General features: G+C 65.8%; 19 protein-coding genes. 16 read left to right on the forward strand and 3 right to left on the reverse strand.

Annotated elements, in window-relative coordinates; translation table 11 throughout:
- Positions 1-40 precede the first annotated feature (40 nt).
- From RMCN_RS04585 to sppA, 14 genes are all read left to right on the forward strand, one after another.
- Positions 41-2392 (forward strand): arylsulfatase, encoded by a 2352-nt coding sequence (locus RMCN_RS04585; RefSeq protein WP_067387625.1) that lies wholly within the window; start codon positions 41-43, stop codon positions 2390-2392.
- Positions 2393-2436: 44 nt separating this feature from the next.
- Positions 2437-3129: a hypothetical protein gene (locus RMCN_RS04590; protein ID WP_067387626.1), complete on the forward strand. Its 693-nt coding sequence runs from the start codon at positions 2437-2439 to the stop codon at positions 3127-3129.
- 296 nt (positions 3130-3425) lie between these two features.
- On the forward strand, positions 3426-3794 hold the full coding sequence (rplN, locus tag RMCN_RS04595) for a 50S ribosomal protein L14 (RefSeq protein ID WP_064345604.1): 369 nt from the start codon (positions 3426-3428) through the stop codon (positions 3792-3794).
- The gene (rplX, locus tag RMCN_RS04600; protein WP_064345605.1) at positions 3795-4115 is read left to right on the forward strand and encodes a 50S ribosomal protein L24; all 321 of its coding nucleotides are present in this window, start codon (positions 3795-3797) and stop codon (positions 4113-4115) included. It begins immediately after the preceding gene.
- 1 nt (position 4116) lies between these two features.
- A complete protein-coding gene (rplE, locus tag RMCN_RS04605; protein ID WP_064345606.1) occupies positions 4117-4689 on the forward strand; it encodes a 50S ribosomal protein L5 in 573 nt (190 codons plus the stop codon).
- 3 nt (positions 4690-4692) lie between these two features.
- On the forward strand, positions 4693-4878 hold the full coding sequence (locus RMCN_RS04610; RefSeq protein WP_059101363.1) for a type Z 30S ribosomal protein S14: 186 nt from the start codon (positions 4693-4695) through the stop codon (positions 4876-4878).
- 135 nt (positions 4879-5013) lie between these two features.
- Positions 5014-5412, forward strand: a complete 399-nt coding sequence (gene rpsH, locus RMCN_RS04615) for a 30S ribosomal protein S8 (protein WP_064345607.1) — start codon at positions 5014-5016, stop codon at positions 5410-5412.
- A gap of 21 nt (positions 5413-5433) precedes the next feature.
- Complete coding sequence (rplF, locus tag RMCN_RS04620) at positions 5434-5973, forward strand: 50S ribosomal protein L6 (protein WP_064415525.1); 540 nt, start codon at positions 5434-5436, stop codon at positions 5971-5973.
- Positions 5974-6384, forward strand: a complete 411-nt coding sequence (gene rplR, locus RMCN_RS04625) for a 50S ribosomal protein L18 (RefSeq protein WP_064415526.1) — start codon at positions 5974-5976, stop codon at positions 6382-6384.
- Positions 6385-6418: 34 nt separating this feature from the next.
- Positions 6419-7078 (forward strand): 30S ribosomal protein S5, encoded by a 660-nt coding sequence (gene rpsE / locus RMCN_RS04630; protein WP_090340020.1) that lies wholly within the window; start codon positions 6419-6421, stop codon positions 7076-7078.
- Between the two features lie 3 nt (positions 7079-7081).
- Positions 7082-7264, forward strand: a complete 183-nt coding sequence (gene rpmD / locus RMCN_RS04635; RefSeq protein ID WP_064415528.1) for a 50S ribosomal protein L30 — start codon at positions 7082-7084, stop codon at positions 7262-7264.
- Positions 7261-7704: a 50S ribosomal protein L15 gene (gene rplO, locus RMCN_RS04640; protein ID WP_064415529.1), complete on the forward strand. Its 444-nt coding sequence runs from the start codon at positions 7261-7263 to the stop codon at positions 7702-7704. The genes rpmD and rplO overlap by 4 nt, the downstream gene beginning before the upstream one ends.
- A gap of 115 nt (positions 7705-7819) precedes the next feature.
- Positions 7820-8161: a DUF732 domain-containing protein gene (locus tag RMCN_RS04645; RefSeq protein WP_067387627.1), complete on the forward strand. Its 342-nt coding sequence runs from the start codon at positions 7820-7822 to the stop codon at positions 8159-8161.
- A gap of 171 nt (positions 8162-8332) precedes the next feature.
- Positions 8333-10129, forward strand: coding sequence for a signal peptide peptidase SppA (gene sppA, locus RMCN_RS04650; protein ID WP_067387628.1), 1797 nt, complete (start codon positions 8333-8335; stop codon positions 10127-10129).
- A gap of 9 nt (positions 10130-10138) precedes the next feature.
- On the opposite strand, the gene RMCN_RS04655 is transcribed toward sppA, so the two are convergent.
- From RMCN_RS04655 to RMCN_RS04665, 3 genes are read right to left on the reverse strand one after another with little or no spacing between them, the layout of a single operon-like run.
- Positions 10139-11038 (reverse strand): class I SAM-dependent methyltransferase, encoded by a 900-nt coding sequence (locus RMCN_RS04655; RefSeq protein WP_067387629.1) that lies wholly within the window; start codon positions 11036-11038, stop codon positions 10139-10141.
- A 9-nt stretch (positions 11039-11047) separates the two neighbouring features.
- Entirely contained in the window at positions 11048-11950 is a 903-nt protein-coding gene (locus RMCN_RS04660; RefSeq protein WP_067387630.1) for a class I SAM-dependent methyltransferase, read from the reverse strand.
- Positions 11947-12903: a class I SAM-dependent methyltransferase gene (locus RMCN_RS04665; RefSeq protein WP_067387631.1), complete on the reverse strand. Its 957-nt coding sequence runs from the start codon at positions 12901-12903 to the stop codon at positions 11947-11949. Before RMCN_RS04665 ends, RMCN_RS04660 begins: the two co-directional genes overlap by 4 nt.
- A 264-nt stretch (positions 12904-13167) precedes the next feature.
- On the opposite strand from RMCN_RS04665, the gene secY reads away from it, so the two are divergent.
- Both secY and RMCN_RS04675 read left to right on the forward strand, forming a co-directional pair.
- Positions 13168-14508, forward strand: a complete 1341-nt coding sequence (secY, locus tag RMCN_RS04670) for a preprotein translocase subunit SecY (RefSeq protein WP_064400094.1) — start codon at positions 13168-13170, stop codon at positions 14506-14508.
- Positions 14505-15053 (forward strand): adenylate kinase, encoded by a 549-nt coding sequence (locus tag RMCN_RS04675; RefSeq protein ID WP_064400093.1) that lies wholly within the window; start codon positions 14505-14507, stop codon positions 15051-15053. The genes secY and RMCN_RS04675 overlap by 4 nt, the downstream gene beginning before the upstream one ends.
- The last annotated feature ends 1 nt before the right edge of the window (position 15054 follow it).

Genomic DNA, 15054 nt, shown 5'->3' on the forward strand with positions numbered 1-15054 from the left:
CTCCGGGCCAAACTGCGACGCGACACCGGACAGGCGGGGTATGGCAACCGAATTCAACGGCAAGATCGAACTCGACATCCGAGACTCCGAACCGGACTGGGGGCCGTACGCCGCACCGACCGCCCCCGAAGGCGCCCCCAATGTGCTCTACCTCGTCTGGGACGACATCGGTATCGCCACATGGGACTGCTTCGGCGGCCTCGTCGAGATGCCCACGATGAGCCGAATAGCCGAACGCGGCGTTCGGCTGTCGCAGTTCCACACCACCGCGCTCTGCTCGCCGACCAGGGCCTCGCTGTTGACCGGCCGCAACCCGACGACGGTCGGCATGGCGACCATCGAGGAGTTCACCGAGGGCTTCCCGGGCTGCAACGGGCGGATCCCGTTCGACACTGCGCTGTTGTCCGAGGTGCTGGCCGAACGCGGATACAACACCTACTGCGTCGGCAAGTGGCATCTGACGCCGCTCGAGGAGTCCAATCTGGCTTCTACCAAACGGCATTGGCCTCTGTCGCGCGGTTTCGAGCGGTTCTACGGCTTCATGGGTGGCGAAACCGACCAGTGGTATCCGGAATTGATCTACGACAACCACCCCGTCGCGCCGCCTGCGGCGCCCGAAGAGGGATACCACCTGTCAAAGGACCTGGCGGACAAGACTATCGAGTTCATCCGCGATGCGAAGGTCATCGCGCCAGACAAGCCGTGGTTCTCCTACGTCTGCCCAGGAGCCGGGCACGCCCCACATCACATCTTCGCCGAATGGGCCGACCGTTACGCCGGCAAATTCGACATGGGCTACGAGCGGTACCGCGAGATCGTCCTGGAGAACCAGAAGAAGCTCGGTATCGTTCCCCCCGACACCGAGCTGTCGCCGATGAATCCGTATGCAGATGTCAAGGGGCCCAACGGTGAACCGTGGCCGACGCAGGACACGGTGCGACCGTGGAATGAGCTCGGGGACGACGAGAAGCGCCTGTTCTCGCGCATGGCCGAAGTGTTCGCCGGATTTCTGTCCTACACCGACGCGCAGATCGGTCGCATCCTCGACTATCTGGAGGAGTCGGGCCAGCTCGACAACACGATCATCGTCGTCATCTCCGACAACGGCGCGAGCGGTGAAGGGGGCCCGAACGGTTCGGTGAACGAGGTCAAGTTCTTCAACGGATACATCGACACCGTCGAGGACGGACTGCGTCTTCTCGACAACCTCGGTGGGCCGGAGACCTACAACCACTATCCGACCGGCTGGGCGATGGCGTTCAACGCCCCGTACAAACTCTTCAAGCGGTACGCATCGCACGAAGGAGGGATCGCGGATCCCGCAATCATCTCCTGGCCCAAGGGGATTGGCGCACACGGCGAGGTGCGAGACAGCTACATCAACGTCTGCGACGTCACACCGACGATCTATCAGCTCCTCGGGATCAACCCGCCCGAGACGGTCAGGGGAGTGCCGCAGAAGCCGCTGGACGGCGTGAGTTTCGAAGCTGTGCTGAGGGATTCGCCGGCGACAACCGACAAGCACACGCAGTTCTACACGATGCTCGGAACCCGGGGGATCTGGCATGACGGCTGGTTCGCCAACACCGTGCACGCCGCGTCCCCGGCTGGTTGGTCACATTTCGACAGCGACCGCTGGGAGTTGTTCCACATCGAAGCCGACCGCAGCCAGTGCCACGATCTGGCTGTCGAAAACCCCGACAAACTCGAAGAACTCAAGAAACTGTGGTTCGCCGAGGCCGATAAGTACAACGGGTTGCCGCTTGGCGACCTGAACATCTTCGACACGATCTCCCGGTGGCGGCCGAGTCTGGCGGGCCGGCGTGAGTCGTACCGCTACTACCCGGGCACAGCCGACGTCGGCATGGGAGCGGCGGTCGAGATACAAGGACGATCCTTCGCCGCCATGGCCGAGATGGTGATCGACACGTCAGGGGCTCAAGGCGTGATCTTCAAGCACGGTGGCGCGCACGGCGGCCACGCGATGTTCGTCCAGGACGGGCGGCTGCACTACGTATACAACTTCCTGGGCGAAGAGGAACAGCGGATGTCGTCATCGGAGGCGGTTCCGTCGGGGCGGCACTCGTTCGGGGTCGCGTATGTGCGGACCGGGACTGCCGAAGGCAGCCATACCCCTATCGGAGACGCCGCTTTGTACATCGACGATCAGCAGGTCGCGACATTCAGTGGAATGCGGGTCCACCCGGGAACGTTCGGGCTCGCCGGTGCGAGTCTGAGTATCGGCAGGAACGCCGGCTCGCCGGTTTCGCGTTCGTACAAGCCGCCGTTCGCGTTCACCGGTGGCACCATCGTTGCGGTGAACATCGACGTCTCGGGCAAGCCGTATCTGGACCTGGAAAGGGAGTTCGCGCGGGCATTCGCGAAAGACTGAGTAAAAGGACGAAAGCCACCAAGGGGCCGAGGCGGGACGGGATCATGAAGTACGCGGTGGGACAGGCGATCGCGCTGACGTGCCTGCTGACCGCGTGCGTCGACAACAGCGAAGGCGTCCCCATCGCAGAAGAGGCCGCGGTCTCCGACACGACGATCACCGCCACCACGACGCCGTCGTCGACCATGCCCTCGGACCCGGATGTCGATACCGCCCTGCCCGGCATCGTGCCGACCCCGCCACCGTCGGCGCCCGGCGGCGGTTGCACCTTGTCGGGCCCGCCTTCCGAGCAGGTGTCGGCCGCGGTGCCCGATCCGGCGGCGCCCACGATCACGGTGGCGCTACCGGCGGGCTGGTCAACGACGGCCGGGCAGGGCGATGTCGGGCTGCGGCTGACCGGACCGGATCAAATGTGGGCGACGGTCACCATCGCCAAGACGGCGCTACCGCCGGCCGAAGCGTTCGAACGCTATGCCGACGACGCCGTGGCGGCGTCCGACATCAGCACGCTGAGCGTGCTTCCGGCCGAACTGTGCGGCTACAGCGGTCAGAAGCTGCTCGGATCGTGGGCGGACGCCCCGGGATCCGCGGTGGAGTTCGGCGACAGGATCGCCCACATCCCGACGAGCACCGGCGACTACCTGGTGGCGGTGCACGTCCAAGCTCCTGCTCAGACGCCGGGCTTCGACCCGCTGGCCTCGCCGCTGCTGGGCGAGTTCGGCATCGTCATTCCCTGATCGCTCGCCTGCGCGCGAGGTTCGTGGGCTTTGCGGTCGCTCGGAGCCCAGCGAGCGTGCATGAAGTGTCGAGGATCCGCGGTGTGTCGTCGACAGACACGCCCGCTCGCGGTGCAGGGGGTGCGTGATCAGCGGCGATTTGGCTTCCTGCAGGTCCTCCCATAGAATCAGGCGGTTGCCTTGGGCAGACCTCGGTTCTCTTCGAGAAAACCCCGCGTGCCCTTCGGTGACAGCAAGACCGCGCACGTCCAGGTCGGTATCTGGCGTGCATACAAAAACCAGGTCGAGGAGATCGAGTGATTCAGCAGGAATCGCGGCTCAAGGTCGCCGACAACACGGGCGCCAGGGAGATCCTGTGCATCCGCGTGCTCGGCGGCTCGTCGCGGCGCTATGCCGGCATCGGCGATGTCATCGTGGCGACCGTCAAGGAAGCCATTCCCGGCGGCAACGTCAAGCGTGGCGAGATCGTGAAGGCCGTCATCGTGCGGACCGTCAAGGAGCGCCGTCGCGCCGACGGCAGCTACATCAAATTCGACGAGAACGCTGCCGTCATCATCAAGCCCGACAACGACCCGCGTGGTACCCGCATCTTCGGCCCCGTCGGCCGTGAACTGCGCGAGAAGCGCTTCATGAAGATCGTCTCGCTTGCTCCGGAGGTGTTGTAGATGAAGGTCCACAAGGGCGACACCGTGCTGGTCATCTCCGGCAAGGACAAGGGCGCCAAGGGCAAGGTGCTGGTCGCCTACCCCGCCCGCAACAAGGTGCTCGTCGAGGGCGTCAACCGGATCAAGAAGCACACGGCGGTGTCGAGCAACGAGCGCGGCGCACAGTCCGGCGGCATCGTCACCCAGGAGGCGCCGATCGACGTCTCGAACGTGATGGTCGTCGACTCCGACGGCAAGCCCACCCGCATCACCTACCGGGTTGACGAGGAGACCGGCAAGAAGGTCCGCATCGCCAAGACCAACGGCAAGGACATCAACTGACATGACCACCGTCGAAAACACCGCAAAGACCCTCCCGCGCCTCAAGCAGCGCTACCGCGAAGAGATCCGCGACGCGCTGTCCAAGGAGTTCGGCTACGCGAACGTCATGCAGATCCCCGGCGTGGTCAAGGTCGTCGTCAACATGGGCGTCGGCGACGCCGCTCGTGACGCGAAGCTGATCAACGGCGCGGTCAACGATCTCGCACTGATCACCGGCCAGAAGCCGGAGATCCGCCGGGCGCGTAAGTCCATCGCGCAGTTCAAGCTTCGCGAAGGCATGCCGATCGGCGCTCGCGTCACGCTGCGCGGTGACCGGATGTGGGAGTTCCTCGACCGGTTGATCTCGATCGCGCTGCCGCGTATCCGCGACTTCCGCGGCCTGTCGCCCAAGCAGTTCGACGGCACCGGCAACTACACCTTCGGACTCACCGAGCAGTCGGTGTTCCACGAGATCGATGTCGACTCCATCGACCGCCCCCGTGGCATGGACATCACCGTCGTCACCTCGGCGACGAACGACGACGAAGGACGAGCGCTGCTGCGGGCGCTGGGCTTTCCGTTCAAGGAGAACTGAGTAATGGCAAAGAAGGCACTGGTCAACAAGGCCAACAAGAAGCCGAAGTTCAAGGTGCGCGCCTACACCCGCTGCCAGCGGTGCGGGCGGCCGCACGCCGTCTTCCGCAAGTTCGGTTTGTGCCGGATCTGCCTGCGCGAGATGGCACATGCGGGCGAACTGCCCGGTGTGCAGAAGAGCAGCTGGTAATCCAGCCCCGACCAGTCCAACCAAACAGGTTGCGGCAGGCCCGGATACCGGGAACCACCGCGAGAAAGGTGAACCCGCTGTCATGACCGCGATGACGACGATGCGGAGCGCAGCGACGAAGAGGAGCAGCGCTCGATGACTATGACGGACCCGATCGCAGACTTCTTGACCCGTCTGCGCAACGCCAATTCGGCGTACCACGACGAGGTGACACTGCCTCATTCCAAGCTCAAGGCCAACATCGCCGAGATCTTGAAGAAAGAGGGCTACATCGCCGACTACCGCACCGAGGACGCGCGGGTCGGCAAGTCGCTTGTCGTGCAACTGAAGTACGGCCCAAGCCGGGAGCGAAGCATCGCCGGTCTGCGCCGCGTGTCCAAGCCCGGTCTGCGGGTGTACGCGAAATCCACCAACCTGCCGCGGGTTCTCGGCGGCCTCGGCGTGGCGATCATCTCCACGTCGTCGGGCCTGCGGACCGACCGCCAGGCAGCCCAAGAGGGCGTGGGCGGCGAAGTCCTCGCGTACGTGTGGTAGGCGAGAAGGAGTAGAGCTCAAATGTCGCGTATTGGAAAGCAGCCGGTCCCGGTCCCCAGCGGGGTCGATGTGTCGATCGACGGGCAGAACGTGTCGGTCAAGGGGCCCAAGGGCTCTCTGGAATTGGCGGTGGCCGACCCGATCCGAATCGCCCGTGACGACGACGGCGCCATCGTGGTGACGCGCCCCGACGACGAGCGGCGCAGCCGTTCGCTGCACGGTCTGTCACGCACCCTGGTGGCGAACCTGATCACCGGCGTCACCGAGGGTTACACCACCAAGATGGAGATCTTCGGTGTCGGCTACCGCGTGCAGCTCAAGGGTTCCAACCTCGAGTTCGCGTTGGGCTACAGCCACCCGGTGACGATCACCGCCCCCGAAGGGGTGACGTTCGCGGTGGAGACACCGACGAAGTTCTCGATCTCCGGCATCGACAAGCAGAAGGTCGGCCAGGTTGCGGCGAACATCCGCCGCCTGCGTAAGAGCGATCCCTACAAGGGCAAGGGCATCCGCTACGAGGGCGAGCAGATCCGCCGCAAGGTCGGAAAGACAGGTAAGTAAATGGCTTCGACAACAAATTCGGCAGCGCCGACGCGCAAGCCCGTGGGCCAGAACATCTCGCAGACCCGGCGGGCGGCGCGACTGCGTCGGCACGCTCGGTTGCGTAAGAAGATCTCGGGCACGGCAGAGGTGCCGCGGTTGGTGGTCAACCGTTCCTCGCGGCACATCCATGTGCAGCTGGTGAACGACCTGGAAGGGACGACGCTGGCAGCGGCATCCTCCATCGAGGCCGACGTGCGGGCGGTCGACGGTGACAAGAAAGCCCACAGCGTGCGGGTCGGTCAACTGATCGCCGAGCGCGCGAAGGCCGCAGGGATCGACAAGGTCGTGTTCGACCGCGGTGGCTACACCTACGGTGGACGGATCGCGGCGCTGGCCGATGCGGCGCGCGAAGGCGGGTTGAAATTCTGATGACTGACTTCAACACAATGGGAAGGACTGCATGATGGCCGAACAGGCAACAGCCGGCGGCCCCCAGGACGGCCGCGGGTCGCGGGGCGACCGCGACGGACGTGGCCGCCGCGACGATCGTGGCGGTCGTGGCCGCGACGGCGGCGACAAGAGCAACTACCTCGAGCGGGTCGTCTCGATCAACCGTGTCTCCAAGGTGGTCAAGGGCGGCCGCCGGTTCAGCTTCACCGCGCTGGTGATCGTCGGTGACGGCAAGGGCATGGTCGGCGTCGGATACGGCAAGGCCAAGGAAGTTCCCGCCGCCATCGCCAAGGGCGTCGAAGAGGCACGCAAGAATTTCTTCCGGGTTCCGCTGATCGGCGGCACCATCACCCACCCGGTGCAGGGCGAAGCCGCCGCCGGTGTGGTGATGTTGCGTCCGGCCAGCCCCGGTACGGGTGTGATCGCCGGCGGTGCGGCTCGCGCGGTGCTGGAATGCGCCGGCGTGCACGACATCCTGGCCAAGTCGCTGGGCAGCGACAACGCGATCAACGTGGTGCACGCCACCGTCGCCGCGCTCAAGCTGCTGCAGCGCCCCGAAGAGGTCGCGGCCCGACGCGGGCTGCCCATCGAAGACGTGGCGCCTGCGGGCATGCTGCGGGCGCGCCGGGAGGCCGAGGCGCTTGCCGCGTCGGCTGCGCGTGAAGGGTCGTAAATCATGGCAGAGCTGAGGATCACCCAGGTGCGCAGCACCATCGGTGCGCGCTGGAAGCAGCGGGAGAGCCTGCGGTCGTTGGGGCTGCGCAAGATTCGCCAGTCGGTCGTCCGTGAGGACAACGCGCAAACGCGCGGGTTGATCAAGACCGTGCATCACCTCGTAGAGGTGGAGGAAGTCAGATGAGCGTTATCAAACTGCATGACCTGAAACCCGCACCCGGTTCGAAGACCGCCAAGACCCGCGTGGGTCGCGGTGAGGGTTCGAAGGGTAAGACCGCGGGTCGCGGCACCAAGGGCACGAAGGCCCGTAAGAACGTCCCTGCGACGTTCGAGGGCGGCCAGATGCCGATCCACATGCGGCTGCCGAAACTCAAGGGTTTCCGCAACCGGTTCCGCACCGAGTACGAGGTCGTCAATGTCGGCGACATCAACAAGCTTTTCCCCAAGGGCGGCGACGTCGGTGTGGACGAGCTGGTGGCCGCGGGTGCGGTGCGCAAGAACGCGCTGGTGAAGGTGCTCGGCGACGGTAAGCTCACCGTGAAGGTGAACGTCACCGCGCACAAGTTCAGCGGCAGTGCTCGCGAAAAGATCACCTCCGCGGGCGGCTCGGCGACCGAGCTGTAAACCCCAAGCGACCGGAAGCCCCTGCCGTGAAGGTGGGGGCTTCTGTGTTGGGCGGTGGTAACGCCACGCGCCGTCCGCCGATATGGTGCGTAGGCGTGACACATCAGGAGCAGATATGACCTACCTCCGCCGGCTCACCGCCGTCGTTGGGGCCGCCGGTATCGCTTTGTTCGGCGCCACGGCGACCGCCCATGCCCAGGACAACGATGCGAAGTTCGCCGATCAGGTCGAGGCTTTGCAGATTCCGCTGGGCGAAACGGACCTGCCGGCGTTGGGACGGGGTATCTGCGACATGCTCACCGCGGGGCTCGAGGGCAGCGCCAACCCGGTTCCTGTCGTACGCGGGGTGGTCAACCGCCTTGCCGGCAGCGGGATGGATCGCGGGCAGGCCGCGGGGCTGATGCGTGCGGCGGTCGCCGTCTACTGCCCGCAGCACGGCCGCTTCATGGGCCGCTGACCGGACATCTTTGGAGTCGACGCAGCACCACCCCGGCTCACAATGAGAGCCCATGCAGCCCTTCGTTGTTCGGGGAGTTGCTGGCTCACCGCCCATCGACGTGACGAAACGGTTGTTGGGCGCCGAAGGCCGCGAACTCACGGTTCTCACCGGCGTGGGTACGCTCGAACCATGTCCGCTTTCCTGCCCGGCATGTCCGGACTTCCCGGTCTCGACGACGTGCGCGCGCTGGCCCGGCGCATCGACACCGCCCGCCACAACGGTGTCCCGAACGGGTGCGTGCTCGAACTCGATCTGACGTCGGTGCCGAATGAGACCGGTGGGTTCGACCCGCTCGCATTGATCTCTGGGACGGGCCGCCCGCTGTTGCTGAGGGAGGCCGTCGCAGCGATCCACCGGGCGGCTGAGGACGACCGGGTCGCCGGGCTGGTCGCCCGGGTGCAGCTGCCTGCCACGTCGCCGGGCCCGGTACAGGAACTGCGTTCGGCCGTCGCGGCGTTCAGCGAAGTCAAGCCGTCACTGGCGTGGGCCGAGACCTATCCCGGCACGCTGTCGTACTACCTGGCATCGGCGTTCCGCGAGGTGTGGATGCAGCCCGCGGGCACCGTGGCTTTGGTGGGGTTCGCGACGAACGCACTGTTCCTGCGCGGCGCCCTCGACAAGATCGGGATCGAAGCGCAATACATCGCGCGCGGTGAATACAAGTCTGCGGCAAACCGATTCACCGAAGACGGCTATACCGAGGCTCATCGGGAGGCCGACGAACGGTTGATCCACAGCCTGCACGCCCAGGTGCTCGAGGCGGTCGCGCAGTCGCGTCACCTCGATCCTGCGGAGATCGACGCCCTCGCCGACAAGGCGCCATTGCTCCGCGACGATGCCCTCGCCGCAAGGCTGATCGACCATGTCGGCTTCCGCGACGAGGCCTATGCGCGCATGGCCGAACTGGTCGGCGCGCCGGGCTTCAAGCCGGGGGCGGACCCGGACGCCGACAACGCGCCACCGCGGCTGTTCCTGTCGCGTTATGCGCGTGCGACCGCGGACCGCCCGGCTCTGTCGATGCCGTCCATCCCGGGACGCAAGAAGGCGACGATCGCCGTGGTGACCCTGCACGGGCCGATCGTGAGTGGTCGCGGCGGCACGCAGCCGCTGCCGCTGGGCAGTTCGAGCGCGGGCGGCGACACGATCGCCGCGGCGCTTCGCGAAGCCGCCGCCGACGACGACGTTTCGGCGATCGTGCTGCGCATCGAGAGCCCGGGTGGTACGGTCACCGGCTCGGAAACGGTTTGGCGAGAGGTCAATCGGGCCCGCGACAAGGGCAAACCGGTGGTCGCATCGATGGGTGCGGTCGCGGCATCGGGCGGCTACTACGTCGCGATGGCCGCCGATGAGATCGTTGCCAACCCCGGCACCATCACCGGATCGATTGGTGTGATGGCGGGAAAGATGGTGGCCCGCAACCTCAAGGACCGAATCGGTGTCGGCTCCGGAACAGTGCGTACCAACCGCAACGCCGACGCGTGGTCGCTCAACGAGCCGTTCACCGACGAGCAGCGCGCACAGGTGGAAGCCGAGGCGGACCTGCTCTACACCGATTTCATCGAGCGGGTCGCCGTGGGCCGCAGGATGAGCGTCGAGGCCGTCGACGCCGTTGCGCGCGGCCGGGTGTGGACCGGCGCGGACGCGCACGAGCGCGGGTTGGTCGATCACCTCGGCGGCCTACGCGCCGCGATCACGAGGGCCAAGGTGCTCGCGGGGATGGACACCGACGCCGAGGTCCGCATCGTCTCGTATCCCGGTTCGTCGCTGCTGGACCGGCTGCGGCCCAAGGCGTCCTCGCAGCCGGCGGCCTCGCTACCGGACGCCGTCGTCGGACTGCTCGGGCGCTCCATGGTGCAGTTGGCCGACCAGACGGAGCGCTCGCTCAGTGGCGTTAGCGCGCTGTTGTTCGGCGATTACCGATTCTGAGCGAACGGGTCAGCGCTTGATCGCCGACAGGTAGCTCATATCGCTGAACAAGCCGATCGTGCTGTCCTCGTCGAACGTGAAACCGTTGGCGGCGTACGCATCCGGCATCTTCTGCGTCGTGACGTCCCATCCCCGGTCGGTCAGATAGTCGACCACGTCGTTGCGCTCACCGTGGTAGATGAGCTCGCCCATCTCGATGTTTTGTCCGTACGCCTGAAGCTTCTCGGCGATCTCCCGGGACCGCACGTCGGAGAACATGCTGACGTCGGGGATGTGCTCGGTGGCCACCCGGCTACCGGGCGCACTCAGGTCATCGATCCGGTCGAACAGCAGGTCCTGAGCCTCGGGCGGCAGGTAGATCAGCAGCCCCTCGGCGATCCACGCGGTCGGTTGACTCGGATCGAAACCGTTGTCGCGCAGCGCCTTCGGCCAGTCGTCGCGCAAATCGATGGCCACCACGTGCCGGTCCGCGCTCGGTTCGGCACCCAAAGCCGCCAGGGTGTCACTCTTGAAGGCGATCACCTCGGGCTGGTCGAGTTCGAAAACGGTGGTGCCCGTCGGCCACCCCAGACGGTAGGCGCGGGCGTCGAGTCCGGCGGCCAGGATCACCGCCTGGCGGACACCTGCCGCCGCGGCGTCGGTGAACAGCCGGTCGAAATGGCGCGTGCGCACCGCCATTCCCTCGGCGGCGCGGCGGGTGTTGAAACGGGGGTCGATGGCGTCCAGTGATATCTCGCCGTCGAGCGCCCGGACGAAGAAGTCGAGGCCGACCGCGCGCACCAGGGGTTCGGCGTAGGGGTCGTCGATCAGACCCTCGCGGTGGCTCAGGACGCGCTGCGCTGCGACCATCGTCGCGGTCGAGCCGACGCTCGATGCAAGATCCCAGGTGTCGTTGTCGGTGCGGGCCATTGGCGCTCCTCAGTTGCGGGTTGCGATGATCGCGAGCGAATCACGCATCGGGGCAAGAAGTTCGGTGTCGGGAAATACTCGGCCGTACTCGGCGAACGCCTCGGGGCGGCTCTTGGTGGATACCGCCCACCCGTGTTCGGCCAGATACTCCACGACGTGGCGGCGCTCGCCCTCGTAGAACAGGTGCGAGATGTCGAGGTGGACGCCGTTCTCGCCCCACTGCTTGCTGATCGCCTTACTGCGTTCCCCGATTGTCGCCGCGGCGTCGGGGTGGTATTCGGTGGCGAGTCTGCTGCCCGGTGCGCTCTGCGCGCCGATGTCGTCGAACAGCTTGTCCTGCGCTTCGGGCGGCAAGTAGACGAGCAGTCCTTCCGCACTCCACGCGGTCGGTTGCGTCGGATCGAAACCGTTGTCGCGCAGCGCTTTCGGCCAGTCCTCGCGCAGATCGACACCGATGGTGCGCAGCTGGGCCGAAGGGGCCGCCCCCAGCGAGGACATCGTCGCGGTCTTGAACTCGATCACCTGCGGCTGGTCGAGCTCGTAGACGACGGTGCCATCGGGCCACGGCAGCCGGTAGGACCGCGAGTCCAATCCCGATGCCAGGATCACCGCCTGCCGGATCCCGCCTCCGGTGCAGGTCAGGAAGAAATCATCGAAGAACCGCGTGCGCACCGCGATCATCCGCGCCATGAAGTCGGCCCCGGCGCCGTCGATGTCGTCACCTTCGATGCCGCCGTCGACCAGGCTCGTGAAGAAGTCGATGCCGACCGCGCGCACCAACGGTGCGGCGTACGGATCGTCGAAGAGCGGGTCCTCCTCGCGGCTGGCGATCGCGCGGGCGGCCGCGACCATCGTGGCCGTGGTACCCACGCTCGATGCCGGATCCCAGCTGTCCGAATCCGTTCGGCTCATTTCTCGAGTATGCCGCTGATGTACTGCATCTCACCGAACCTGCCGGCCTCGTCGTCCTCGGGCAGCGGCGGCAGACCGTTCTCGGCCAGCAGATCGCCGACGGTTCGGCGAGTCAGCCGCCAGCCCCGATTCTCGACATAGGCACCGGCCTCGTTGCGGTCACCGATGTAGACGAGTTCGGAGAAGTCGAGTTCGAAGCCGTGTTCGCGCCACCGCTGGGCCGATTCCTGCATCCGGGCCAGCACCTTCTCGCGATCGTCCGGGTCGCTACTGGCGGGGCCGCTCTCGACGGCCACCCAGCTACCGGGAGCGCTCAATTCGGTGATGGTGTCGAGCAGCTTGTCCTGTGCTTCGGGCGGCAGATAGCCGAGCAGGCCCTCGGCGCTCCATGCGGTCGGCAGGGCCGGGTCGAAACCGGCGGCCCGCAACGCCGCCGGCCAGTCGAAGCGAAGGTCGATCGCCACCGCCCTGCGCTGTGCGGTCGGTTCGGCGCCGAGATCGGCCATTGCCTGGCTCTTGAACGCGATGACGTCGGGCTGGTCGATCTCGAAGACCGTCGTGCCGGCCGGCCAGGCCAACCGGTATGCGCGCGCATCGAGCCCCGACGCCAGGATCACCGCCTGCCGGACGCCCGCGACACCCGCGGCTTCGAAGAACTCATCGAAGAACTTCGTCCGCACCGCCATGTTGTCGGTCATCCGGGCCATTCCGACCGTGGCCCCATCCGAGGTGTCGCCGTCGAGCTCCTCGAGCGTGAGCTCGCCGCCGGCTAGTCGAGTGAAGAAGTCCACGCCCACGGCGCGCACCAACGGCTCGGCGTACGGATCGGAGATCAGCGCGCCGTCACCCGTGCTGGCGATCGCCCGCGCCGCCGCGACCATCGTCGCGGTCGCGCCGACGCTCGACGCGAGATCCCAGGTGTCTCCCTCATATCGCGGGCCGGTCCGTGCCATTTCAACTCCTGACGCTATTGATTAGTGGATATAACGAGATCGGTTCCACGGTATGTTCCCGGCCTGAGAGGTCGCTGTGAGGCGGGGACGATCAGCGGGATGCGGGCCAACGGGGCCCCAACTGTTACTCTCGTAGACTGTTTGACGGGTAACTCTGCAGGCTGCGCGCTTGACGGGGGTCCGCACACGACTTAACCAAGACGCTGGTCGAATCCAGCCCCATCCGCACGCCGCGATCAACAGGCCGGCTGCGCAGGAGGAAGAGTGCTTTCGGCTTTCATCTCTTCACTCAGGACGGTCGACCTGAGGCGAAAGATCCTGTTCACCCTGGGCATCGTGATCCTTTACCGGGTCGGCGCCGCCATCCCGTCTCCGGGAGTGAACTACCCGAACGTGCAGGAGTGCATCGCAGAGGTCACCGGGGGTGAGTCCGGACAGATCTACTCGCTGATCAACCTGTTCTCCGGCGGCGCCCTGCTGCAGTTGTCGGTGTTCGCCGTCGGTGTGATGCCCTACATCACCGCGAGCATCATCGTGCAGCTGCTGACCGTGGTGATCCCGCGGTTCGAGCAGCTGCGCAAAGAAGGACAGTCCGGCCAGGCCAAGATGACGCAGTACACGCGCTATCTGGCGATCGCGCTGGCCATCCTGCAGAGCACCAGCATCGTGGCGTTGGCGGCGAACGGCGGCCTGCTCCAAGGCTGCTCGCTGGACATCATCCAGGGCCAGAGCGAGGGGCTGAACATCTTCACCCTCGTCGTGATGGTGCTCGTGATGACCGCCGGCGCGGCGCTGGTGATGTGGATGGGTGAGCTGGTCACCGAGCGTGGCATCGGCAACGGCATGTCGCTGATCATCTTCGCGAGCATCGCCTCGGCGATTCCCGGTGAGGGTCAGACCATCCTCGAGAGCCGCGGCGGCCTGGTGTTCGCACTGGTCTGCGCCGGTGCGCTGGCGATCATCGTCGGCGTGGTGTTCGTCGAGCAGGGCCAGCGCCGGATCCCGGTCCAGTACGCCAAGCGAATGGTCGGCCGCAAGATGTACGGCGGCACGTCGACGTACCTGCCGCTGAAGGTGAACCAGGCCGGCGTCATCCCGGTGATCTTCGCCTCGTCGCTGATCTACATCCCGCAGCTCATCACGCAGCTCATCCAGAGCGGCAGTTCCAACCCGAACAGCACCAACTGGTGGAACACGTTCGTCGCGAACTACCTCACAGATCCCAGCAGCCTGGCCTACATCGGGGTCTACTTCGCATTGATCGTGTTCTTCACCTACTTCTACGTCTCCATCACGTTCAATCCCGATGAGCGGGCCGACGAGATGAAGAAGTTCGGCGGCTTCATTCCCGGCATCCGGCCGGGTAAGCCGACCGCGGACTACCTGCGTTACGTGCTGAGCCGGATCACCCTTCCAGGGTCGATCTACCTGGGTCTGATCGCTGTGCTGCCGAACCTGTTCCTCTCCGTCGGAAGCAGCGGGCCCGTGCAGAACCTGCCGTTCGGTGGTGTGGGCGTACTGATCCTCGTCGGGGTTGGCTTGGATACCGTCAAACAGATCGAGAGCCAGCTGATGCAGCGCAATTACGAAGGGTTCCTGAAGTGAGAGTCGTTCTGCTCGGACCGCCCGGCGCCGGCAAGGGCACACAGGCCCAGAAACTCTCCGAGAAGCTCGGCATTCCGCAGATCTCGACTGGCGATCTCTTCCGCAAGAACATCGGCGACGGCACGCCGTTGGGGCTGGAAGCCAAGAAGTATCTCGACGCCGGCGACCTGGTGCCCTCCGAGCTGACGAACAAGCTGGTCGAGGACCGCATCGAACAGCCGGATGCGGCCGACGGGTTCATTCTCGACGGCTACCCCCGCTCCGTGGAGCAGGCCAAGGCGCTCGACGACATGCTCAAGCGCCACGACACCAAGCTCGACGCGGTGCTGGAGTTCAAGGTCTCCGAGGACGAGCTGTTCAAGCGGCTCAAGTCCCGGGGCCGCGAAGACGACACCGAAGACGTGATCCGCAACCGGATGCAGGTCTATCGCGACGAGACCTACCCGCTGCTCGAGTACTACAGCAGCAACAACCTGCAGCAGGTCGACGCGGTCGGCGCCCTCGACGAGGTCTTCGCGCGCGCTCTGCAGGCCCTCGGTAAGTAGC

It is taken from the genome of Mycolicibacterium novocastrense (genome assembly GCF_001570485.1).
In the GTDB taxonomy this organism is placed as follows: domain Bacteria; phylum Actinomycetota; class Actinomycetes; order Mycobacteriales; family Mycobacteriaceae; genus Mycobacterium; species Mycobacterium novocastrense.